Below are 21,979 nucleotides of genomic sequence, written 5' to 3' on the forward strand. Positions count from 1 at the left end.
GGCGTGTCTCCGGCCAAGGCTTACCCAAAATTTGAAAGAATATTTCATGTTCGGCTCACTCGAATCAGCGCCGGTCCGGGTAAGTTTTTGTGCGGTCTGCTCCTTTCGGTCAGTTGATGCGTGACCGTAAATTAAGCTTTTGACGGCGTTTTGATAATTAGGATAAAGTGAGATGTTGGGTTACGGAATTCAGGACAATGAAAAACTACAAGCTGACCGACTTCGATGCCGTTCTTGCGATCAGCCGCAGAGGATCGTTCCGGGCTGCGGCACTCGACATGGGAATGTCAACGAGTGCGCTCAGCAATGCGATTTCCAAGCTGGAAGGACAACTGGGCGTGCGCCTGTTCAATCGCACGACGCGCAGTGTCTCGCTGACCGAGGCGGGGCACAGGTTCGTCGATCAGGTCAGCCCGGCGGTGCGGGATATCCATCAGGCTCTGGACACGGTCCGATCGCAACAGGAGACACCGTCCGGCACCGTGCGCATCAACACCTTCGTCACCGCTGCCCAGGAGATTCTTGAACCACTGATACTGGAGTTCCTGAAGCGGTTTCCCCAGGTTCAGGTCGATCTCGTGACCGAGGGGAGCCTTGTGGACATCGTGGCGGACGGGTTCGATTTCGGGGTGCGCAGCAAGACCCTCGTGCCGTCGGACATGATCGCGATTCCGCTGGGACCCGCGCGCAGACACGCCGTCGTGGCCGCACCGTCCTATTTCGCGAACCGGGATGTGCCGCGCGTTCCGGCCGACCTGAAGGCGCATACCTGTATTCGCGTCCGCCTGCCGAACGGCGCGCTGTACCGCTGGCAGTTCGAATCCGAGGGCCAGCCGGTGCATGTGGACGTGGACGGGCCACTGACCCTGGATGAGGCCAGCCTGGCGCGCGCCGCGGTCCTTGATGGCGTGGGCATCGGCTATTTCATGGAGTCGAACGTGCGCGAAGATATCGCGGCGGGCCGACTGGTGCGGATTCTCGACGATTGGACACCGCCGGTTGCGCCGCTGTGCCTGTATTACCCCAGCCGGCGCAACCCGCCGGCCGCCTTCAAGGTCTTCGTCGACCTTGCGCGCGAGCTGGCGCGCTCGGCGCGGGCGGTGTAAAGATTGGCCGGGCTATCGCCGGAATGGGGCGATGGCGAAGGCGCGTGCAAGGTGGTCTATGAAGGCGCGAAGCGCCGAGGCCCTTGCGGTGTCGCGTGAGAACACAGCGTAGATCGTGCCCTCGACGGTCGAGATGTCCGGCAAGGCCCGCATCAGCTGGCCGCCTGCAATATCCGGCGTACAGGCATGTTCGGGCAGCAGGGCGACGCCCAGCCCCGTGATTGCGGCGTGCCGCAAGGTGGCGATGTCGCTCGTGACCAGCCGCGGAGAGACGTCGATGGTATGGGCTGTGCCATCCCGGTCGAAAAGTTCCCACACGCGGTTGTCGCCGGGCAGGCACAAGGTCGGGATGGTCTGCAGATCCCGAGGTGTTCGCAGCTGGCTTGTACCGGCAAGGGACGGCGCCGCGACAAGGATGCCACGCGACACCCCGAGCCGCCGCACGACGTGCGAGGCGCCGGCCTCGACCTGCGACCGCGCGCGGATCGTGATATCCACATCGTCCCTGACGAGGTCGAGCGGGCCCGCCATCGCGACCAGTTCGATCCGGACCCTGGGAAAGTCGGTGAGGAAATCGGCGATGACATCATCGAGCAGATCATCCAACAGCCCCGGCGGACAGCCGACGCGGATGCGGCCCGAGGGCCCGTCGCTGTCGCTGGCTGCAAGCCTTGCCGCGTCGAACGCATCGACCATCGTCTTGCCGTGACCCGCAACGATACGCCCGATTTCGGTGGGTCGCATGTTGCGCGTCGTCCGCTCGAGCAGGCGCACGTCCAGATCCTGTTCAAGCCGTGCGATGGCCTTGCTGAGCGTGCTTTTGGGAATGCCGAGATCCCGCGCGGCGGCGGCAAACGAGCCTTTGTCGACGACTTTTCTGAAGCGGGCGAGATCATCGAGGCTGGGCGTCTTAGACATGTGATTGTCCATATGGGCAGACAGTGAAACGAAATCTGACGCCGTAGTGCAGACGGGCACGCGCACATAGTTTTCCATGCGTCAAACAAAGGAAAGCGACATGACAGATCAAGATCCCGTCCGGCTGGCAATCGTCTATTACAGCAGTACCGGCAACACATTCACGATAGCACAGGAAATCGCCGCCGGCGCCGAAAAGAACGGCGCCGCGGTCAGGATACGGCGGGTCGCGGAGCTGGCGCCCGACACGGCAATAGATGCCAACCCGGCATGGCGGAAACACCTTGAGGCAACGCGTGAAGTACCCATTGCCACCCACTCGGATTTGGAATGGGCGGATGGCTTCGTTTTCGGCACGCCGACGCGTTTCGGCCTGCCGGCGGCGCAGCTGAAGCAGTTCCTGGACACCTGCGGCGGCCTGTGGATGAACGGGAAGCTGACCGACAAGGTCGTGAGTGCCTTCACAGGGGCTGGGAACGTGCATGGTGGGCAGGAATCCACCCTGCTGGCGCTGCACAACGTGTTCTATCACTGGGGCGCAATCATGGTGCCTCCGGGGTATACGGATCCTGCGATTCATGCCGCCGGGGGTAACCCGTACGGCACCAGCTTCACCGACGGACAAGGTGCGCCCCTTTCCGAGGCGACGTTGCGTGCGGCGCGGCACCAGGGGGCGCGGATGGCCAAATGGGCGCAGGCGGTGCGACGGGTCAGGGCGGCGTGACGGTTCGCGTGCGATCCGGTGGCCGCCGGGTCGCAAGGGGTCCATGCAACAGGGGCGGGTCATGCCGCCCCTCGGGTCCGACCGCACCGCTCCGGGACGCGGGCCACGGGTGGCTCTGTCAGAATGCCAGGGGCGCGTTGTCCTTGACCTCTTTCAGCACGAAGAAAGTGCGGATCTGGCGAACGCCCGGCAGAGTGATGAGTTTGCGGCCGTGCAACAGGTTGAAACCTTCCATGTCCCGTGTCCTGATCTTCAGCAGATAGTCGAAATCCCCGGCAACAAGGTTGCAATCCAGGACCTCTTTCATACCTCCGACGGTCTTCTCGAACTCGGAAAAGCTTTCGGGTGTGGACCGGTCCAGCACGACTCCGACCATCACGAGCGTCCCGAGCCCCACGCAGGCCGGAGCGATCTGCGCGCGGGCGGCCGTGATGTATTTCTGTTCGATCAGACGCTGGGTGCGGCGGTGGCATGTCGCGGCGCTGACGTTCACCAGCTGAGCCAGGTCGGAATTGGCCATCCGGGCATCTTTCTGAAGCGCACGCAGAATGTTTCGATCGATCCGATCGAGGTCCGGGCTGAAATGATCTTCCGGCATTGTTCGGGTTTCCGCAGGTCTCGGGCGTTCTGATGCGCCTTGCTGCATCATCTAAGGCACAGTTCCGGATTCGAAGAAAGTAGGTTGTCAGTGCGTGGCCATGCGGCATGGAGGGCGATGTCGGCTGGCACAGTCCGGCCTCGGACGGTGTCATTGTCCGCTTGATCTGGAAGCGCCGGATCATGCAGTCCGGGGGATGTCGTGCCCCCGATCCGCGTCGATTTTGGTTCATGCCCTGGCTGCGAGGGGCTGTTCGGCGCGAGTCAGACCGTGTTGCTGGCGGATCATGTCCGCGGCACGCTCTCCGATCACCACGCAGGGGGCCATCGTGTTGCCGGTGGTGATGCGAGGCATGATCGAGGCATCAGCGATGCGCAGGTTGTCGATGCCGTAGACCTTGAGTTGATGATCGACGACCGACATCTCGTCCCGTCCCATCTTGGCGGTGCAGGACTGGTGCCAGTATGTGACCGCGGAGTTGCGGATGAAATCGGCCATCGCCTTGCGATTCCGGCTGCCAGGCGCGACCTCCTGCCGGACGAGCGGACCAAAGGCCGCGTGGTTGCCGATCTCGCGGCACATCTCGACGGCGACAACGGCGGTTTCGAGGTCCTCGGGTTCGCTGAGCGCATTCGGCTCGATCAGGAGCGGATCGTCGGCATCTGGCCCCGACAGCCGCAGGCGGCCCCGGCTTTTCGGCTGGGCCAGCCCGGCGAACATGGTCCAGCCATGGGGCGGCGTCTCGATGCCGGCTTCCTCTGGGGCGGGCACCGGGAATTCGAGCTGGCATTGCAGGATGTCGGGCTGCTGGAGGCGCGCAGAGCTTTGCCAGTAGAGCGTCGCCTCGCATCCGCCGCCGCCGACGTCCTCGGGCTTGTGATAGGCCCAGGTGCAGCCGAACGCGAGGTGGTCCTGGTGATTGCGGCCGACGCCGGGAAGGTCGCGCACGGTCCGGATGCCATGTGCGGCAAGCTCGTCCTGGGGTCCCATACCCGATTGCATCAGGACTTTCGGGGTCTGGATTGCGCCAAGCGACAGGATGGTCTCGCAGCGCGCGCGGAACTGCCGGGGCTGGCCGTCCAGCAGGACTTCGACGCCTATCGCCGACGTGCCATTCAGCAGGACGCGGGAGACGACGGCGCCGGTCAAAACGGTCAGGTTGGGTTGGTGCATGACGCGGTGGGTGTAGGAGCGGAAAACTGACTGGCGCCGGCCGTCGCGGATGCGGAGATCAGCGATAGCGGCCCCGCCGGGGCCTTCCATCATAGTCCCGTTCGGGCTGTCGAAGACCGGGATGCCCATGTGCCCGGCAGCCTCGAGCATCGCGCGGGCGACGGGCTGGGGCGAGGCGGGTTGTTCGACGTGGACAGGGCCATCTGTGCCACGCCGTTCGGGGTCGGGTGTGCCCTGCCAATCCTCAATGCGGCGGTAATAGCCAAGGATGGACTGGTACCCCCAGGCGGGATCGCCGGATTCGGCGGCGAAGTGATTCCAGTCTTCTTTGTGGCCCCGGGCACAGACCATGACGTTAATGCTCGATCCACCGCCCAGGCCCTTGCCCATGCTGAGCGGAAGCCTGCGGCCGCCGAGGGTCGGGCTGGGTTCGCCCGAGAACCCCCAGTCGCGCTCGCTGCCGAGGTTCAGGGGCCACAAGGCCGGGTTGGTGACCGTGTCTGCCGTGTCGTCGCCGCCGGCCTCGAGCAGGAGAACGCTGACTTCCGGCTGTTCGGCCAGCCGAGCCGCGACGACCGAGCCGCTGGACCCGGCGCCACAGACGATGAAGTCATATTCGGGGCGAAGCGCTTGTCGCAGGGTTTTCTGGTTGTCCAAGACGGCGAGGTCGTGCCGCGTCAGGGTCGGATCGGTGTCCATGCAGGGTTCTCCGTCGAATGGCTGTGTTGATGTCGAAAACGGTTTTGGTCGCGATGACGTGGTTGTTGCGGCACACCGCGAACAGACCACCGTTGGTGGTTTCACCGTTCACCGGAATGGAAGATGCAACGCCGCAAGTTGGCCATGCGGCCCGGCGTCGGGGTTATGGAATCCGACGCGCAAACGGGCCGGCGCTCAAACGGTCGGAACGGTCCCGCCGTCGATGGTGTACTCGGTGCCCGTGATCGTGGCCGCGCGGTCCGACGCCAGGAAGGCGATCAGGCTGGCGACCTCTTGGGGTTTGGTCGGCCGGCCTATGGGGATGCCGCCGAGCGACTGCATGATGATCTGCTTGCCGCCCTCGTAGTCGGTTCCTTGCTCTTCGGCGAGGCGCTGGGCGAGACGCACCGATGCCTCGGTCTCGATCCAGCCGGGAGAAACGCGCAGGACCCGGACGCCTTTCGGAGAGACCTCTTTGGACAGACTCTTGCTGTAGGCCGAAAGAGCTGCTTTGGCCGCGGCATAGGCTGTCGTGGCCTCCGGCAAAGGCAGGAGACGCTGGATCGAGGTGACGTGGATGACGACACCGTGGCCTTGAGCCACCATCTCGGGCACCAGCACCCGATCAAGCCGGACCGAAGGAAAGAGGTTCAGATCGAGCTCCATTTGCCATTGACGGTCATCGAGTGCCGCGTGGCCGCCGCCCGGCGCGGACGACCCGCCGACCATGTGGACGACGATGTCGATGCCGCCCAGTTCTTCCCGGACCGCATCGGCAACCTCCCTGCAGCCTGCGGGTGTCGTCAGGTCTGCGGCGACGAACACGTCTGCATTCATTTGCTCCGGGCGCGAGCGCGCGGTCGTCAGGACCGTTGCACCGAGCGTTCGCAGCACTTCGACAGTCGCGGCTCCGGCACCTTGGGTGCCCCCGGTCACGAGTGCGCGCTTACCAGTCAGGTTGAGAAAATCGGTCATGGTTTGAGCTCCAGATTTATTGCTGAATGTTGCTTTCTGGAAATTTAAGGGACGTCGTGTGTTTGGAAAATACGGATTAAATAGCATGTTCTATCTTGAAAAAAGGGATAATGTCCGTGGGGTTCCGGCAGGCCGATTATCCCGAATTCTGGAATTCGGCGTGTTGTTTTATCCCTATTATCGAATTTTTCATCCTCACTTAAATTATCTGTTGGCGCGGCGGTCAGAGGGTTGTCGCGCCTTGGATCGCAAAAGGAGAATGATGATGAAACTCGAACTACCGGCAGTGATCGCCCAGTATTTCTCGGCCGACAAAAAGGGCAACGCGCACGCGATAGCGGAATGCTTTACCGATGACGCGATCGTTGTCGATGAAGGCAATACGTACAAGGGTCGGGAGGCGATCCGGCAGTGGATGGCCAACGCCTCAACGCAATACACCTATACCGTGGAACCATTCTCGCTGACCGAGGAAGGCGGTCGCACTATCGTAACCAGCCATCTCGTTGGCAATTTTCCGGGGAGCCCGGTCGATCTGCGGTATCTGTTCCGTCTGGAAGGAGACAAAATAGCCGAGCTGGAAATAGTTCCCTGACGCGACTTGTTGCCCGGAGCGGTACCACCGGAAGGTCGGCCGTTCGGTGGCCCGCGCGACATAATCGGCGAGGTTGGGGAAGGCTTCGACGAGGCCCTCACCCTCGATGATCCGCAGAAAATTCGGCAGATCGCCTCAGGTCCGCGACCGGCAGGTTCACGAAGATCATTTACGGTGATCTGCTCCCCTGAAGAGTCCTCGATTTGAGGATAGCCTGTTCTCCAACGAAGGAGACAGACGATGAAGAGAATCCGTTTCAGCGAAGAACAGATTATTGGCATTCTAAAGGAGCACCAGGCAGGACTTGGCGCGAAGGAGCTGTGCCGCAAGCATGGGATCAGCGATGCGACGTTTTACAAATGGCGGTCGAAGTACGGCGGCATGGAAGTGTCCGATGCCCGGCGGTTGAAGACGCTCGAATCTGAGAGCGCCAAACTGAAGAAGACGCTGGCCGAGCACATGATGGATGTGGCGACGCTGAACGAGATGCTTGGAAAAAACTTCTGAGGCCCGGTTCGAGGAGAAATGCCGTGAACTGGGCGATGAAAAGCAAAGGCTACAATCAGCGCCGGGCGTGTGCGCTCGCTGGTATCGATCGGCGTGTGTATCGACGAAGCTCGAAGCGTCCTGCATACACGCAACTGCGGGCAAGGATGAAAGAACTGGCGTCCGAGCGGCGTGGGTTTGGCTATCGACGGCTGCACATCCTGCTCAAGCGCGAAGGCTGGCCCCCTCTCGGCAGATTTGCTCTGCAAATCGCCTGCCGGGCAATGGGTGAACTGGAAGAAACTGTACCGGCTTTACCGCGAAGAAGGGTTAACCGTTCGTAAACGGGGCGGACGCAAGCGGGCTGTGGGCACCAGGACGCCCATGGCGATCCCGCAAGGCCCTAACCAACGAAGTTCGCTCGACTTCATGTCGGACGCCCTGGAAGACGGGCGCCGGTTCCGGGTGCTGAACGTCATTGATGACTTCAGCCGGGAATGCCTGGCCGCCGTGGTGGACACATCCATTGGCGGCAGGCGTGTCGCCCGTGAACTGGATCGCATCGCAGAACTGCTCGGGTATCCCTGCATGGTGGTCTCAGACAACGGCACGGAACTGACCAGCAACGCGATGCTCAAATGGCAAGAGGGCCACAAGGTCGGCTGGCACTACATCGCGCCAGGCAAGCCCATGCAGAACGGCCTAGTCGAAAGCTTCAACGGACGGATGCGCGAGGAGCGCCTGAACGAACACCTTTTCCCGTCTTTGCGCCATGCCTGCCGCATGATTGCGGCATGGCGCGCCGACTACAATCACAGCCGGCCTCATTCCAGCCTCGCTGGCCTGACGCCAAACGAATATGCTAGCCGGTCAAAAGAAGACCAAAACCTGAACAGAACTAACCAATAAACGCGGACTCTGAGGGGAGCAGATCACCGGTCCGACATTGTGGCGCTCAGCAAGAAGCTGGGCTGGCAGACCCATACAACGCGCGCCGCGCTCACCGGTTTGCGGAAGGCTGGCTTCGAGATCTCGGCGACAAAGTCGGAGGACGGCAAGCCTACGCGCTATCGCATCGCCGCGGAGCCGGAAAATATGCAACAGAACTCGAGTTCCGCGGAGGTCGCCCATGCCGGGTAAGCCACACCCAGCCCGAGATGACGTCAAGGCGCGTTGGGCGGAGGTCTTCGGATCTCCTCCTTCGCGGTATCTCTCGGTGACCTTCATGAGAAGGCGCTGGCCCATGAGGCGCAGTGCCGCCGCCACGGAGGATTGTCTCCGGCGACGCGCAAGGCCCTGACACTTGTTGCCCTTGGACAGCCGGTCGCAGAGGCCTCGCGTGGCAGTCTCAAGCCCGGAGCCCATCTCGTTCGGGAGTGGAACGGCCGGACCTACCAGGTTGACGTGACTGACACAGGCTATCACCTTGACGGGCGCAGTTTGAGATCGCTCTCGGCGATCGCGAGACACATCACCGGAACCAATTGGTCCGGACCGCGCTTCTTCGGCCTCGACGGCAGGACAGGGGGCAGCGTATGAAGAAGATCCGTTGCGCCGTCTATACCCGTAAGAGCTCCGAAGACGGGCTTGAACAGGAGTTAAACTCCCTCCATGCTCAGCGGGACGCCTGCAGCACCTACATCACCAGCCAGAAGCACGAGAGCTGGGTGATGTTGCCTGATGCTTATGGCGATGGTGGCCTCTCCGGTGGCTCTCTCGAGCGTCCAGCGCTGCAACGTCTCCTAGAAGATATGCGCGAGGGCAGGGTGGATCAGATCGTCGTCTACAAGATCGACCGGCTCACCCGGTCTCTGGCGGACTTCGAGAAGATCTTAGATGTGCTGGATGACGCCGGCACCTCCTTCGTCTCGGTCACCCAGTCGTTCAATACGGCCACCAGCATGGGGCGGCTGACGCTGAACATGCTCCTGTACTTCGCCCAGTTCGAACGGGAGGTGACGGCGGAGCGGATCCGGGACAAGATCGCCGCCTCGAAGCGCAAGGGGCTCTGGATGGGCAGACAGGTTCCCCTAGGGTACGACCCCGATGGCCGGACGCTCAAGATCAACGAGGCCGAAGCCGGCACGATCAGAATGCTCTACGACCTCTACGCGAGGCTTGGCACGGTCAGGGCCGTCGAGGATGAGGCGGACCGGCTGGGTCTCAGGAGCCGACGCCGGACGAGGGCATCCGGGCAAGTGACGGGCGGCAATCCCTTCGACCGGGGCCACATCCATCACATCCTGACGAACCCGATCTATGCCGGGCGGATTCGGCACCGCGACAAGGTCTTCGACGGCGCTCATCCTGCCATCATCGAGCCGGACCGCTGGGACAAGGTGCAGGATCAGCTTCAGGCAGGTGCCGCCCGCAGTCGCCGCTCTTCATCGGCCAGTCGCAACAGCCTGCTTTGTGGCAAGCTTTTCGACGAGGCCGGCGACCGGCTCACACCGTCGCATTCGAAAACCAGGAAGTGCGTGTGTCTGTGGTATTACATCTTTCATCGACTGGTCGCGCAGGCGGGCGAGGCATCACTCTGATGCGTGGCGTCTGCCTGCCGAGAACCTCGAGACCAAGGTCGGCGGGCTCGTCCAGATGATGCTTGCTGAGCATGGCTTCCCTGCGAAGCTCGTGCGGGGCGCGTCCGCGGATGCCATCGGTCGGCATGCCGAAAAGCTGGCCGCTCATGCTGCCGATGCAGATCCCGCGACGCTTCTCGGCCTGGTGGGGCGGATCGACATCATGCCCGGGCAGATTGAGCTGCGGCTTGACCCATCAGCATTGCAAGAGTTGCTCGGCAACGATCCAGAACATCTCGATACAACACCTCACGACCGATCCTTTCCGTTCCAGCTGCGCAAGCGCGGAATCGAAACGAAGATCATTCTCAACGATGCCCAGTCAGGGAAAGATAACACTCTGATCCGCAACATCGAGAAAGCGCATACTTGGTTCCAGCGGATCAAGGCGGGCGAAACTGTCTCGGAGATCACTACCAGCGAAGGCACCTCGAAACGGCACGTCCAACAACTCGTCGGCCTCGCGCTCCTCGCGCCCGACATCGTTCGCGATGTTCTGGATGGCACGCAACCCATCGGCTTCACATCCGAGTGGTGTCTCCGGCATGACCTGCCGTCGGACTGGTCCGCGCAACGCCAGCGTCTGGCGACTCTCTGATACCACTCTTCTCAACCTCGTATGGTGAAAATGGCGACCTGAGACTTTGTCGTATTTGTCGGCGAATTGCGCGATGATTTCCGGTCTCAGGAGACGTCGACATCCAGCAAGATTTTGAAACCACGGCAGAATGGCGAGCGAACCTTGCACGATCTTGATTGCAAGATGTGCGTGGCTGGGGTGGTAGGATTCGAACCTACGATACACGGTACCAAAAACCGATGCCTTACCACTTGGCTACACCCCAACGGTGCCGCGCTAATTACTCTGCTCTTCGGTGCGGTTCAAGGGCTGAGATGAATTTATTTGGCGGTTTCTTGATGCCCGTGGCCGGGCGCGAGATCACTCGAGAATTTCGCCCGATTCCACGCCCCACAGGGCCGCCTTTTCCGCCCAGCCGCGATAGCCGCCGGCCATCAGACGGCACCAGTCGATCGCGCACTCGTCGATCCGTGCGACCACGCCCATTTCCAGCTGCGCCACCATCATCGCGTCGGGGTCGGGCTTGGAATAAAGGTTTGCCATGTCGGACTCGACGATCACCGTGCGCGTGCCGGACAGAAGCGAATAGTGAATCCAGCCGCCCTGGCCGTCGCGGTCGCGGACGCGGCGCCAATGGCCATGCTCTGCAATGATCTCCAAAGGCAGGTCGCGCCGCTTGAACACCCAGTCGATGCGGTGTGTCAGGCTGGGTCCGCGCCGGACGTTGGCCTCGGCGGCCTTCATCGATACGAAACGCGGCAGGGGAAGGTTCGTGACCGGGCCGCGTTCCTCTGTGTCCTGGGCGAGGGCGGGCATTGCCAGCACCGCGATCAGGGCGGCCCCGATTGAGGCGGAAAACCGTTTCATGGCGTCGATACTGCTCACTCATATGACCCGGGGTTCTTGTGCCCTCGGTCGTCCTGCGGCACTGTACAGAAGAACACGCATTATGGAAGACGGGGGAAACGCTATATGCCATCTGGTCGACTGAGTGTTGTCGTAACGCGACGCCTGCCGGAGGCTGTCGAGCGGCGTATGCAGGAATTGTTCGACGTCACGCTGCGCGAGGACGACAGGCCGATGAGCCGTGACGCGCTGGTCGAGGCTGTCAAGTCGGCAGATGTGCTGGTGCCGACGCTGAGCGACCAGATCGATGGCGGGCTGATCGGGCAGGCGGGCGAACGGTTGAAGCTGATCGCGAATTACGGCGCGGGGGTGGACCATATCGACGTGCATACCGCCCGGCAGCGCGGCATCCTCGTGTCGAACACCCCGGGTGTGCTGACGGACGACACCGCCGACATGACGATGGCGCTGATCCTGAGCGTGACCCGCCGCATTCCCGAAGGGCTTTCGTTGATGCAGAAGGAGGACTGGCCCGGCTGGTCCCCGACCGCCATGCTCGGCGGCCGCATCGCCGGACGGCGCCTGGGTATCCTCGGGATGGGCCGGATCGGGCAGGCGGTGGCACGGCGTGCCGCGGCGTTCGGGATGCAGGTGCATTATCACAACCGGCATCGCCTCCGGCCCGAAGTCGAGGATGAGCTTGGCGCGACCTACTGGGAAAGCCTCGACCAGATGGTGGCTCGCATGGATGTGCTGAGCGTGAACTGCCCGCACACGCCGTCGACCTTTCACCTGATGAATGCCCGGCGCCTGAAACTGATGAAGCCCGACGCGGTGCTGGTGAACACCAGCCGGGGCGAGGTGGTGGACGAAAACGCCCTGACGCGGATGCTGCGCGCCGGCGAGATCGCCGGGGCGGGGCTGGACGTCTACGAGAACGCCGGCGCGATCAACCCGCGCCTGCGGGAGCTGAAGAACGTGGTCCTGTTGCCCCACATGGGGTCGGCCACGGTCGAGGGGCGGCTGGAAATGGGCGAGAAGGTCCTGCTGAACATCAAGACCTTCGACGACGGCCACCGCCCGCCGGACCAGGTCGTACCGTCCATGCTGTAAGGCTTCGCGCGAGCGTCGCAAACACCGGAGAATGCCCATGCGCCTGCTTCTTGCCAGTCTCGCCGTGTTTCTTGCCGGTATGGCGGCGGCCCAGCAGGCCGCCGACGGGGTCCAGCCTGAAGGCGAAGGCGCGGGCGCGGTGGTCACCTCCGAAACCGTGGCCGCGGCGCTGGAGGCGAAACAGGCGGGCCGTCCGGTCGAGGCGAAAGACTGGATGGTGGCGGCGGCCAATCCGCTGGCCGTCGAGGCCGGGGCACGGGTTTTGCGCGAGGGGGGCACGGCGGCGGATGCGCTCGTGGCGGCGCAACTGGTGCTGGGGCTGGTGGAGCCTCAAAGCTCTGGCCTGGGAGGCGGGGCGTTCCTTGTCTGGTATGACGCCGAAAGCGCAGCGTTGACCACGCTCGACGGCCGCGAGACCGCACCGCTGGCCGCCTCGCCGACATTGTTCCAAGATAAGGCGGGTGAGCCGTTGTCCTTTTACGATGCGGTCGTGGGCGGGCGGTCGGTGGGGGTTCCCGGTACACCCGCGCTTTTGCAGGAAGCCCATGAACGCTGGGGGCGCGCACCTTGGGAAAGCCTGTTCACCGAGGCCACGACCCTTGCCCAGGACGGGTTCGAGGTGTCGCCAAGGCTGGCGGCGATGGTGGTGCAGGACGCGGTTCGCCTGTTCCGGTTCGGGGCGACGCGGGATTATTTCTTTCCGGCAGGCCAGCGTATCGAGCCCGGCGATCGCCTGAAGAATCCGGCCTATGCCGAGACCTTGCGCCGCTTTGCCGAAGACGGGGCGGCGCCGTTCTATACCGGAGATATCGCCGCCGACATCGTGACCGCCGTGGCGCAGGCGGAGGGCAACCCCGGGGTGATCGCGGCAGTCGACCTGGCGATCTATCGCGTCAAGGAACGTGCCGCGGTCTGTGCGCCCTACCGGGGCTTCGACGTGTGCGGGATGGGCCCGCCGTCCTCGGGTGCGTTGACCGTCGGGCAGATCCTGGGTCTGCTGGCACCGTTCGATATCGGAGATCTGGGGCCCGACAGCCTGGACGCATGGCGGCTGATCGGCGATGCCAGCCGTCTCGCCTTTGCCGACCGGGGACGGTACATGGCCGACAGCGATTACGTGCCCGTGCCAGTGAAAGGCCTGCTGAATCCCGGATACCTGGCCGGTCGCGCGGAACATCTGAACCGCGACACCGCCTTGCCGGACGTCTCGGCGGGAGACCCCGAGTTCGACCATGCGCTCGATCTCGCGGACGATGCCTCGATCGAGTTTCCCTCGACCTCGCATATCTCGATCGTGGACCGCTTCGGGAACGTGGCGTCGATGACCACCACGATCGAGAATGCCTTCGGCTCGCGGCTTATGGTGCGGGGGTTCCTGCTCAACAACGAGCTGACGGATTTCTCGTTTCGCAGCCACGAGGATGGCCGGCCCATCGCCAACCGGGTGGAGCCGGGCAAGCGGCCGCGCTCTTCCATGGCGCCGACCATCGTGATGAAGGACGGCGCACCCGTGCTGGCCGTGGGCAGCCCCGGCGGCAGCCGCATCATCGGGTACGTTGCCAAGACGATCATCGCGCATCTGGATTGGGGGCTCGATGTGCAGGCGGCGGTGGAATTGCCCCATCTGGTCAACAGGTTCGGCACCTATGACGTGGAAGCGGGGACCGGGGCGATGGAGCTTTTGCTGGGACTGGAAGCGCTGGGTTTCGAGATGGCACCGCAAGTGCTCGTCTCCGGGCTGCACGCGATTTCCATTGGCGAGACGTTGCAAGGCGGGGCCGATCCGCGGCGCGAAGGTATTGCCCTGGGCGAATAAACTGCGCCGGGAAATCGCCCCGCAGCCATCCCAATCCTGCCCGAATTGACTGGCATGCCATGTCGCAAACACGTTGCGGAGCAGGGCATGATTAACGCATATTCCATCGGGTTCGTTCTGACCGCCGGGACCATCCTGGCCGGTGTGGATTATTACGATCAATCGAACAGGGCCGGCTTTTCGTTCGGACAGATGACACCCGGGGCCTATATCGAGACCATTCCGAACAGGTTCAACGCCGCCAAGGATGAAAAGCTTGCCGAGCAGGCCGAGCGCGAGCGCCAGAGCCGCTGGCGGCAGGGCGGCCAGGTCTATCTGCCAGACGCGCCCGAAGGCTGGGAGCGGCGCGCCCTGCTGGAAGGCGACGACAGTGCGATCCTGCCGCCCGAGGCCGGGCTGGACGGCTCCATGAGCAACTCTGCCGGCAAGGGGTTTCTGCAACAGATGGAGGCGCGCGACCACGTCAAGCAGCTCAAGGAGCGCGCCAAGCAGTCCTGGATCTATCAGCGCGGTACCGAAACCGTCCTTGTCGAGGTGCGGCTGGTGAAGCGGCCCGGCTCGAACTCGCTCTTCGGTGTCGTGGCCAGTGCGATGGATGGCGCCATGATGAACGCCTTCGAGCGCAATGTGGGGTACGGCGTGACCGGCGGTTTCGGCCTGACCGAGAAGCTGGCCCATGACGGCGAGCGGCCCTATCACTTCCGCTATCTCGAAGGGTCGATCGGCTTCGGTAACGAGGTTCACCTGCGGGTCCACGCCAACGCGTCGCGCGACGCCACGCAGGAAATCCTGAGCCGGATCGACTATGACGGCCTGAACAGCCTGCTGCCGCGCCCGGTGCCGAGCGTGGGCAATGACGTAGGCTTGCCCGACGGCATCGACCCGGTCGCGCTGAGCCTGGAGTTGCGCCGTCTGAAAACGGAGTTCCTGGGGCTGCGGGCGCTGGAGGCGCAGTACAAGATCGAGAATATTGACACCGGCGCCATGGTTCTGAGTGCCTATTCGACGCGCCTTGGCGGCATGGGCGGTGACATCGACATCACAGGCGGCAAGGTCACCGACCTGAGCGGGTTGATCGAGCTCGGCTATTACCGGGGCCGCGAGGCCGTGATGGCCGGCAAATCCGCCGAGGAGGTGCAGGCCGAGGTCAAGCAGATGGTCGACACCGTGATGATGGTGGCCGATGCCGAGACCGCCGCCGCGGCAGCCCGCGCCGCCAATGCGCCGGAGCCGGAAATGTCGCCCGAGCTGCAGGCCGAGCTTGGCGCGCTGAGCGAGGCCACGAACATGCCGCTCAAGACCGCTCCGGCATCGAACGCGCTCGACACGAAAGCGATTGCCGCCGCCAACCGGGCACGGGACATGGAGGCATCGGCGGGTGGCAAGATCCTGATGCAGGTCGACGAGGAAAACAGCGACCGCGCCGCCGGGATGATCTTTTCCAAGGCCATTGGCCTTGTCGAGTTCGAAACATTCCGCGCCGCGCGCAATGCCAGTGACGAGGAAATGGAGATGGGCATGGCCATAGCCGCCTCGGGTTTCGAGAGCCGGCACGACCTGCCGCAGGGCAGTTGCGGCTTTGACATGGCTGCGCTGCGGGTGGAATGCGACACGTCGAAGGGGATGCAGCCCAGCGGCCTGCTGTCCAAGCTGATTACCCAGGTCACCGGCGGCGAGGAAGCCGCGTCGTTGACGCCCCAACCCACGGAACCCGCGGCCATGCCCAAGCGGCTCGAGTTGTCCAGCGGCGGCGGAAAGTCCGGCCAACGCTGCGTCGGAAGTTTTTGCGACTAGACCAGAGCTGTCTTAACGAATCCTGAAGGCGCCGTGCCCGAGTATGGGTGCGGCGCGTCGTTTTTGTTCGGTGACATGTCGGATGGACCCGCCGCATGTTTACAGGCGTGATACAACGCACGCCAGCATGCCTGCCAAGGGAGTCGGATGTCATGAAAACCCAAGTAAAAGCACTGATCGTGGGCGGCGGTGCCGTCGGGACCTCGATCGCCTATCATCTGGCCCGCGCAGGCTGGGAAGACGTCATGCTGATCGAGCGTGACGAGCTGACCTCCGGCTCGACGTGGCACGCCGCGGGTCTCTTGCCGTATTTCAACATGTCTTATGCGACGACGCATATTCATGACTACTCGATCAAGTTCTACAAGACGCTGGAAGAAGAGACCGGGCTGAACGCCGGCTTTTCCGTCGTGGGCAACCTGCGCATGGCCCAGAGCAAAGAGCGTATGGATGAATATATGCTTTACGCCTCGACCGCGGAGACCTGTGGCGTGCCCTATGAATGGATGACGCCCGCGCAGATCAAGGAGCGCTGGCCGCTGGTCAATACCGACGATCTGGAAGGCGCGATCTATCACCCGACCGACGGCTACATCAACCCCGCCGACGTGACCATGGCGATGGCCAAGGGCGCGCGCCAGCGCGGCGTGATGATCGAGCGCAAGTGGCAGGCCGACGGCTTTGAATGGAAGGGCGATCACTGGGATGTCACGCTGACCAAGATGGTCGAGAAGGGCGGCAACCTGGTGCCCTCGGACGAGCAGATTGTCGTGTCCGCAGAACATGTTGTGACCGCCAGCGGCAACCACGCGCAGCGCACCGCGCGGATGCTGGGCATCAAGATTCCCGCGATCCCGGTGGAGCACCAGTTCATCGTCACCGAGCCCGATGCCGAGCTGGTCAAGTATCGCCAGGAGGGTGGCGAAGAGCATCCGGTTCTGCGCGATGCCGACGCCAAGTGGTATGTCCGCGAAGAGCGCGGCGGCTGGATCCTTGGCCCCTATGAGCTGAACGCGCCGGCGCGGTTCGAATACTCGGTGCCGGACACGTTCCGTGCCGACCTCTTCCCGCTGGACCTGGAGCGGATCGAGGAAGAATACATGTCGATGATCCACCGGATCCCGTCGACGGAAACCGTTGGTCTGAAAGACGATTACAACGGTCCGATCTGCTATACCCCCGACGGCAACCCGCTGGTCGGACCCGCGCCGGGACTGCGCAACATGTGGCTGGCCGAGGGCTTCAGCTTTGGCATCACGGCGGCTGGCGGCACGGGCTATTACCTGGCGCAGCTGATGGTCGAGGGCGAGGCCGAGATCGACATGGCGAGCCTTGATCCCAAGCGGTATTCGAGCAACTGGATGACGACCGAGTTCGCCGCGCGCAAGAACGAGGAAGCCTACGAACACGTCTATATCCTGCACCACCCCGACGAGGAACGGCCCGCCTGCCGCCCGCTGCGCACGGCGCCCGCCTATGACCGGCAAAAAGCGCGCGGCGCGCAGTTCGGGTTCGTCAACGGATGGGAAAGACCCAACTATTTCGGGCCTTTGGATGCGCCGGACAGTTTCGACCACGACGCGCGGTCCTTCCGCCGTGGCGGCTGGTGGGAGCACACCAAGGCCGAGGCGGAAGCGGTGCGTAACGGCGTGGGCCTGATCGACGCGACGGCGTTCACCAAGCACGTGGTGAAGGGACCCGGTGCCACCGCGTTCCTCGATTGGTTCACCTGCAACAAGCTGCCCAAGGTGGGCCGCATCAATCTGACCTATGCGCTGACGGATCATGGCACGACGCGCACGGAATACACCATCGTGCGGACCGGCGAGAACGCGTATTATTGTGTCTCCGCAGGGGCCTGGACGGAATACGATGCCGATTACCTGCGCAAGGCGGCCGCCGACAAGGCCGAAGAGTTCGGGTATATCGAGATCCAGAATGTGACGAGCCAATGGGGTGTCTTCGCCATCGCGGGGCCGAAATCGCGTGACGTTCTGAACGAGGTGATCAAGGACGCCGATCCGGCTACGGCCTTGAGCAACAAGCGTTTTCCGTGGCTGTCCTGCCGCGAGATCGAGCTGGGCATGTGCCCGGTGAAGGCGATCCGCGTGGCCTATACCGGCGAGCTGGGATGGGAGCTGCATCACCCGATGGAGATGCAGAACTACCTGTTCGATCTGCTGGAGAAGGCGGGCGAGAAGCACGGCATGAAGCTGGTCGGGGCACGGGCGCAGAACTGGCTGCGGCAGGAGAAATCCTATCGCGCCTTCGGCAACGAGCTGGGCCGCGACGCGACCCCGCTGGAGGCTGATCTGCCGCGCTTTGTCGATCTGGATAAGGACTTCCACGGCAAGGATAAATTGCAGGAAACCGGCGTGCGCTCGAAGTGCTGCACCGTTCTGATCGACGGGCCGGAGGATGCCGATCCGTGGGGCCGCGAGGTGCTTTACACCGCGGACGGCACGCGGGTCGGGCGGCTGACCTCGGGCGGCTATTCGGTGCATTTCGGCAAGTCGATCGGGATGGGCTATGTCACCCCCGATCTGGCGGTGGAAGGCACCAGGCTGAAGGTCAAGATGTTCGATAAGCTGTGGGACGCGACCGTGACCTGCGACAGCCCGTATGACCCGAAGAACGAGACCATCCGCAAGGATGGGTGAGGGGCGCGCGAATCGGTTCGTTAACGGCTAGAACCCGCGTCGGTAACACGTCGGTATTTCAGTGGTAACGCGTCGGTGCCTTGCGCACCGGCGCGTTTCTTAATGGAGCGTCCCCAAAGCGGTTAAAACTGTGTTAAGACTCGGGGGAAAACCAGACCCCGGGAGGACACCATGACACGCCGAACAACCAGCGGGCGCGGCCGCCGCTATGACAGCGTTCTGGACACGGTGGGCGACACGCCCGTCATCCGCGTGAACCGCATCGCGCCCAAGGGCGTGACCGTCTACGTCAAGGCCGAGGCGTTCAACCCGGCGGCGTCGGTCAAGGACCGGCTGGCGCTGAACATCATCGAGGCCGCCGAAGCCGATGGCAGCCTGACGCCGGGGCAGACGGTGGTGGAGGCCACGTCGGGCAATACCGGGATCGGGCTGGCGATGGTCTGCGCCGCCAAGGGCTATCCGCTGGTGGTGACGATGGCGGAGAGTTTCTCGGTCGAGCGGCGCAAGCTGATGCGGATGCTGGGGGCGAAGGTGGTGCTGACGCCGAAGGCGTTGAAGGGGTTCGGGATGTACACCAAGGCCAAGGAACTGGCCGAGGAGAACGGCTGGTTCCTGGCGAGCCAGTTCGAGACGAAGGCCAACGCCGATATCCACGAGGCCACCACCGCGCGCGAGATCCTGGGGGATTTCGAGGGCGAGCGGCTGGACTACTGGGTGACGGGCTATGGCACCGGCGGGACGGTGACGGGCGTGGCGCGGGTGCTGCGCAAAGAGCGGCCCGACACGAAGATCATCCTGAGCGAGCCTGCGAATGCGGCGATCATCTCTTCGGGGTATGTGAATACCCGCAACGACCGGCATCAGCCCACGGAAAGCCACCCGAATTTCGAGCCGCATCCGATCCAGGGCTGGACGCCGGATTTCATTCCCTACGTGATCCAGGAGGCGATCGACAACAGCTATTATGACGAGCTGATCCCGGTGGCCGGGGCCGATGGCGTGACATGGGCGCGTCGGCTGGCGGCGGAGGAAGGCATCTTCACCGGCATTTCGGGCGGCGCCACCTTCGCGGTCGGGATGCAGGTGGCCGAGACCGCGCCGGAAGGATCGGTGATTCTGGTGATGCTGCCTGATACCGGCGAGCGGTACCTGTCGACGCCGCTGTTCGAGGGCGTGCCGGAGGAAATGACCGAGGAGGAGGCGGAGATTTCCCGCTCCACCCCGTCGGCGCAGATGGGGTAGGGGCGTCGTCGATTCGGAAGTGGGCTGTGCGGGACATGAAAGACGTGCACGGAGGAGGCCAGCGTCAGCCCCTGGGATGGCGATCCGACGGCAATTCTGAAGCACTTTATGCCTGCCAAATACATCCTCGGAATGATCGGTGCGCCCAGCCCCGCCAAATCGCCAGCCCAAGGGAGGGGCTGACGATGGCCGGGCCGCTGCGCGGCTGTTAACCGGCTGGGTGCTCGACATGCAAGTCTCACCAGGGCTCGAAGCGAACGAACACCTCGCCGATGATCGCATCTTTGGTTTCGTGACGAACATATGTGCATCGGGTGCGTTGGTTCATGCCTTGGCCGCCCGAGCTTGTTGCGGAAGTTTCACGGTCGACATTGTCCTACCCTCCCGCTGTTGACGTGATCCTTGTCCTGTCAGCAATGTCGGGAAAGAGACGCGTGACTTTAGGGGATTTGACTGGGGCGCGCCTTATCGCGTGCGCGCCCGCAGCCAGCGCTGCCAGGTGGCGCGGTTGCCGGCGAAGACGTTGATGTCGACGCCGCCCCCGACGCCCGGCACCACGCCGGTGCCGGTATATTGCCAGAAGCTCCAGCTTTGGCCGGGATAGGTGGTGGCGAGCGTGCGCGCGGTGGAGCGCAGCCAGAATTCCTCGTTCAATTGGCCGATGCCGGTCTGGCGGTAGAATTCCAGCGTGGTGTAGATGATCGGGCGCTGGCCGTAGTGACGTTCCAGGATGTCCATGAAGACACGCGCCTGGCGGCGCACTTCGGCCCCCGGCGGGCGGGTGGTGCAGGTCGGGGAATAGGGATTCCACTCCAGGTCGATCACCGGCGGCAGGGCGCCGCTTTCGCGGGGGACGTTGCGGATGAACCAGCGGGCCTGCACCTCGGGCGGGGTGCAGAAATAGTAGAAATGGTAAGCGCCGCGCGGGAGGCCGGCCTGACCCGCGCCAGCCCAGTTGCGGGCGAACTTCGGGTCCAGCCGGTCGCCGCCTTCGGTCGCCTTGATGTAGGCGAACTCGATGCCGGACTGGCGGACGCGGGCCCAGTCGATGTCGTTCTGGAAACGGGCGACGTCGATGCCGTGAATGTCGTAGGCCCAGGGCGGGGGTCCGTCCCAGTCGACCGGATCGTTGTCGCCGAATTGGGGGCCTGCGCAGGCGGAGGTCAGGGTGAGCAGGCAAAGGGTCAGCGCCGCGACAAGAAACCGGGTCATGCAGTGTCCTTTGATCGTACCATTACCAGGGCGAGGTTGTTGGCCGGCATCTCGGTGCGCGCGACGACGTCCAGACCTGACTCGCGCGCCCAGCGTAACATGTCGGCGTCGTTCTTGTAGCCCGCGTCGGGATGATCGGCGCGGATCGCGGCATCGAACCGGGCGTCGCCGTCAGAGGTCGCCCGGCCATCGCGCAGGAAGGGGCCGTAGGTGATGAAGCGGCCCTGCGGGGCGAGGGCCTGGCCGGCCTCGGCGATCAGCGTGCGGGCGGCCTGGGTCGAGACGAGGTGCAGCAGGTTGACCAGCAGGACGAGGGCAAATCCATTATGGGTGGCGGACCAGCCGGGTCGGGTGGCGTCGAGGGCAAGTGGCGGCAGGATCGCGCCCCGGGGTGCATCGGCGGACCATGCGGCGATGGAGGCGAGGCGGTCTTCGGTGATGTCGGTGGGTTGCCAGGTGAGACCGGGCAGGTGGGTGGCGAAATGGGTGACGTGCTGGCCGGTGCCGCTGGCGAGTTCGAGCGCCGTGCCCGACGCCGGAGCGTGGGTCTTGAGCAGGTCGAGGAGTGCGCCCGCGTTGCGCTCGGCGGCGGGCGCGTGCAGGCGGGCGCCTGTGCCCTCGTGGGCGACGGAGATGCGGGGGGGCGTGTCTGTCATGAGGACAGTTGGGACGGGATCGCGCCCTGGTGCAAGGGTGATCTTGCGTGCGGGAGGTCCCGGGTCAGGCCCGGGACGGGGCGCGCGGAAGGTGGTTGGATTTGGCAGATGGCGAGGCGCGTGGGTTCCACCCACCAAAGAGGTGGGTTTCACCCACCCTACGAAAGCGCGGAGGTCATTCCCGATTGGACCCGAGGATGACCGTGG

The 21,979-nt window shown here is 63.7% G+C and carries 19 protein-coding genes, 1 tRNA gene and 1 pseudogene; 13 read left to right on the forward strand and 8 right to left on the reverse strand.

The window, feature by feature from the left end; translation table 11 throughout:
• Window positions 1-197 precede the first annotated feature (197 nt).
• Window positions 198-1,106: a LysR family transcriptional regulator gene (locus tag KUV49_RS07625; protein WP_222449435.1), complete on the forward strand. Its 909-nt coding sequence runs from the start codon at window positions 198-200 to the stop codon at window positions 1,104-1,106.
• A gap of 12 nt (window positions 1,107-1,118) precedes the next feature.
• Here KUV49_RS07625 and KUV49_RS07630 read toward each other — a convergent pair whose 3' ends face one another.
• Window positions 1,119-2,024 (reverse strand): LysR family transcriptional regulator, encoded by a 906-nt coding sequence (locus KUV49_RS07630; protein ID WP_222449436.1) that lies wholly within the window; start codon window positions 2,022-2,024, stop codon window positions 1,119-1,121.
• A gap of 100 nt (window positions 2,025-2,124) precedes the next feature.
• On the opposite strand from KUV49_RS07630, the gene wrbA reads away from it, so the two are divergent.
• The gene (gene wrbA / locus KUV49_RS07635; protein WP_222449437.1) at window positions 2,125-2,748 is read left to right on the forward strand and encodes an NAD(P)H:quinone oxidoreductase; all 624 of its coding nucleotides are present in this window, start codon (window positions 2,125-2,127) and stop codon (window positions 2,746-2,748) included.
• Between the two features lie 118 nt (window positions 2,749-2,866).
• Here the strand turns inward: wrbA and KUV49_RS07640 are convergent, their stop codons facing one another.
• From KUV49_RS07640 to KUV49_RS07650, 3 genes are all read right to left on the reverse strand, one after another.
• Entirely contained in the window at window positions 2,867-3,346 is a 480-nt protein-coding gene (locus KUV49_RS07640; RefSeq protein WP_222449438.1) for an Lrp/AsnC ligand binding domain-containing protein, read from the reverse strand.
• A 228-nt stretch (window positions 3,347-3,574) separates the two neighbouring features.
• Window positions 3,575-5,218: a GMC family oxidoreductase gene (locus KUV49_RS07645; protein ID WP_222449439.1), complete on the reverse strand. Its 1,644-nt coding sequence runs from the start codon at window positions 5,216-5,218 to the stop codon at window positions 3,575-3,577.
• Between the two features lie 195 nt (window positions 5,219-5,413).
• Window positions 5,414-6,193 (reverse strand): SDR family oxidoreductase, encoded by a 780-nt coding sequence (locus KUV49_RS07650; protein WP_222449440.1) that lies wholly within the window; start codon window positions 6,191-6,193, stop codon window positions 5,414-5,416.
• Between the two features lie 85 nt (window positions 6,194-6,278).
• Here KUV49_RS07650 and KUV49_RS21430 point away from each other — a divergent pair, with 85 nt between their 5' ends.
• The 6 genes and pseudogenes from KUV49_RS21430 (at window position 6,279) to KUV49_RS21440 (ending at window position 10,451) form a co-directional block, all read left to right on the forward strand.
• Window positions 6,279-6,788: a nuclear transport factor 2 family protein gene (locus KUV49_RS21430; RefSeq protein ID WP_261391085.1), complete on the forward strand. Its 510-nt coding sequence runs from the start codon at window positions 6,279-6,281 to the stop codon at window positions 6,786-6,788.
• Between the two features lie 240 nt (window positions 6,789-7,028).
• Window positions 7,029-8,183, forward strand: a pseudogene (locus KUV49_RS07660) (IS3 family transposase).
• 39 nt (window positions 8,184-8,222) lie between these two features.
• Complete coding sequence (locus KUV49_RS07665) at window positions 8,223-8,414, forward strand: DUF3489 domain-containing protein (protein ID WP_315899483.1); 192 nt, start codon at window positions 8,223-8,225, stop codon at window positions 8,412-8,414.
• A 132-nt stretch (window positions 8,415-8,546) separates the two neighbouring features.
• The gene (locus KUV49_RS07670; RefSeq protein WP_261391086.1) at window positions 8,547-8,813 is read left to right on the forward strand and encodes a DUF2924 domain-containing protein; all 267 of its coding nucleotides are present in this window, start codon (window positions 8,547-8,549) and stop codon (window positions 8,811-8,813) included.
• Entirely contained in the window at window positions 8,810-9,814 is a 1,005-nt protein-coding gene (locus tag KUV49_RS21435) for a recombinase family protein (protein ID WP_261391087.1), read from the forward strand. Before KUV49_RS07670 ends, KUV49_RS21435 begins: the two co-directional genes overlap by 4 nt.
• Before the next feature lie 55 nt (window positions 9,815-9,869).
• Window positions 9,870-10,451, forward strand: a complete 582-nt coding sequence (locus KUV49_RS21440; RefSeq protein WP_261391088.1) for a hypothetical protein — start codon at window positions 9,870-9,872, stop codon at window positions 10,449-10,451.
• 172 nt (window positions 10,452-10,623) lie between these two features.
• Here the strand turns inward: KUV49_RS21440 and KUV49_RS07680 are convergent.
• Both KUV49_RS07680 and KUV49_RS07685 read right to left on the reverse strand, forming a co-directional pair.
• Window positions 10,624-10,698: transfer RNA gene (locus KUV49_RS07680), tRNA-Gln, on the reverse strand.
• A 95-nt stretch (window positions 10,699-10,793) separates the two neighbouring features.
• The gene (locus KUV49_RS07685) at window positions 10,794-11,300 is read right to left on the reverse strand and encodes an SH3 domain-containing protein (protein WP_222450928.1); all 507 of its coding nucleotides are present in this window, start codon (window positions 11,298-11,300) and stop codon (window positions 10,794-10,796) included.
• Between the two features lie 105 nt (window positions 11,301-11,405).
• Between KUV49_RS07685 and KUV49_RS07690 the strand changes: the two genes are divergently transcribed.
• The 5 genes from KUV49_RS07690 (at window position 11,406) to cysK (ending at window position 19,904) form a co-directional block, all read left to right on the forward strand.
• Complete coding sequence (locus KUV49_RS07690) at window positions 11,406-12,392, forward strand: 2-hydroxyacid dehydrogenase (RefSeq protein ID WP_152491651.1); 987 nt, start codon at window positions 11,406-11,408, stop codon at window positions 12,390-12,392.
• Window positions 12,393-12,429: 37 nt separating this feature from the next.
• Complete coding sequence (ggt, locus tag KUV49_RS07695) at window positions 12,430-14,208, forward strand: gamma-glutamyltransferase (RefSeq protein WP_222449441.1); 1,779 nt, start codon at window positions 12,430-12,432, stop codon at window positions 14,206-14,208.
• An 87-nt stretch (window positions 14,209-14,295) separates the two neighbouring features.
• Window positions 14,296-16,002: a hypothetical protein gene (locus KUV49_RS07700; RefSeq protein WP_222449442.1), complete on the forward strand. Its 1,707-nt coding sequence runs from the start codon at window positions 14,296-14,298 to the stop codon at window positions 16,000-16,002.
• 152 nt (window positions 16,003-16,154) lie between these two features.
• Window positions 16,155-18,662, forward strand: a complete 2,508-nt coding sequence (locus KUV49_RS07705; protein WP_222449443.1) for an FAD-dependent oxidoreductase — start codon at window positions 16,155-16,157, stop codon at window positions 18,660-18,662.
• A 171-nt stretch (window positions 18,663-18,833) separates the two neighbouring features.
• Window positions 18,834-19,904, forward strand: a complete 1,071-nt coding sequence (cysK, locus tag KUV49_RS07710) for a cysteine synthase A (protein ID WP_222449444.1) — start codon at window positions 18,834-18,836, stop codon at window positions 19,902-19,904.
• A 465-nt stretch (window positions 19,905-20,369) separates the two neighbouring features.
• Here the strand turns inward: cysK and KUV49_RS07715 are convergent, their stop codons facing one another.
• Window positions 20,370-21,116 carry a GH25 family lysozyme gene (locus tag KUV49_RS07715; RefSeq protein WP_222449445.1) on the reverse strand — a complete coding sequence of 249 codons (747 nt, stop codon included), beginning with the start codon at window positions 21,114-21,116 and terminating at the stop codon, window positions 20,370-20,372.
• Window positions 21,113-21,772 carry a DUF938 domain-containing protein gene (locus KUV49_RS07720; protein ID WP_222449446.1) on the reverse strand — a complete coding sequence of 220 codons (660 nt, stop codon included), beginning with the start codon at window positions 21,770-21,772 and terminating at the stop codon, window positions 21,113-21,115. The genes KUV49_RS07715 and KUV49_RS07720 overlap by 4 nt, the downstream gene beginning before the upstream one ends.
• Window positions 21,773-21,979 lie beyond the last annotated feature (207 nt).

The organism is Roseovarius atlanticus, from assembly GCF_019802205.1.
GTDB lineage: Bacteria > Pseudomonadota > Alphaproteobacteria > Rhodobacterales > Rhodobacteraceae > Roseovarius > Roseovarius atlanticus_A.

Excerpts from the sequence above, each read along its gene's own strand:
- KUV49_RS07625 (WP_222449435.1), top strand. The coding sequence starts at position 198 with ATGAAAAACTACAAGCTGACCGACTTCGATGCCGTTCTTGCGATCAGC.
- KUV49_RS07630 (WP_222449436.1), bottom strand. The coding sequence starts at position 2,024 with ATGTCTAAGACGCCCAGCCTCGATGATCTCGCCCGCTTCAGAAAAGTC.
- wrbA (WP_222449437.1), top strand. The coding sequence starts at position 2,125 with ATGACAGATCAAGATCCCGTCCGGCTGGCAATCGTCTATTACAGCAGT.
- KUV49_RS07640 (WP_222449438.1), bottom strand. The coding sequence starts at position 3,346 with ATGCCGGAAGATCATTTCAGCCCGGACCTCGATCGGATCGATCGAAAC.
- KUV49_RS07645 (WP_222449439.1), bottom strand. The coding sequence starts at position 5,218 with ATGGACACCGATCCGACCCTGACGCGGCACGACCTCGCCGTCTTGGAC.
- KUV49_RS07650 (WP_222449440.1), bottom strand. The coding sequence starts at position 6,193 with ATGACCGATTTTCTCAACCTGACTGGTAAGCGCGCACTCGTGACCGGG.
- KUV49_RS21430 (WP_261391085.1), top strand. The coding sequence starts at position 6,279 with ATGTTCTATCTTGAAAAAAGGGATAATGTCCGTGGGGTTCCGGCAGGC.
- KUV49_RS21435 (WP_261391087.1), top strand. The coding sequence starts at position 8,810 with ATGAAGAAGATCCGTTGCGCCGTCTATACCCGTAAGAGCTCCGAAGAC.
- KUV49_RS21440 (WP_261391088.1), top strand. The coding sequence starts at position 9,870 with ATGATGCTTGCTGAGCATGGCTTCCCTGCGAAGCTCGTGCGGGGCGCG.
- KUV49_RS07685 (WP_222450928.1), bottom strand. The coding sequence starts at position 11,300 with ATGAAACGGTTTTCCGCCTCAATCGGGGCCGCCCTGATCGCGGTGCTG.
- KUV49_RS07690 (WP_152491651.1), top strand. The coding sequence starts at position 11,406 with ATGCCATCTGGTCGACTGAGTGTTGTCGTAACGCGACGCCTGCCGGAG.
- ggt (WP_222449441.1), top strand. The coding sequence starts at position 12,430 with ATGCGCCTGCTTCTTGCCAGTCTCGCCGTGTTTCTTGCCGGTATGGCG.
- KUV49_RS07700 (WP_222449442.1), top strand. The coding sequence starts at position 14,296 with ATGATTAACGCATATTCCATCGGGTTCGTTCTGACCGCCGGGACCATC.
- KUV49_RS07705 (WP_222449443.1), top strand. The coding sequence starts at position 16,155 with ATGAAAACCCAAGTAAAAGCACTGATCGTGGGCGGCGGTGCCGTCGGG.
- cysK (WP_222449444.1), top strand. The coding sequence starts at position 18,834 with ATGACACGCCGAACAACCAGCGGGCGCGGCCGCCGCTATGACAGCGTT.
- KUV49_RS07715 (WP_222449445.1), bottom strand. The coding sequence starts at position 21,116 with ATGACCCGGTTTCTTGTCGCGGCGCTGACCCTTTGCCTGCTCACCCTG.
- KUV49_RS07720 (WP_222449446.1), bottom strand. The coding sequence starts at position 21,772 with ATGACAGACACGCCCCCCCGCATCTCCGTCGCCCACGAGGGCACAGGC.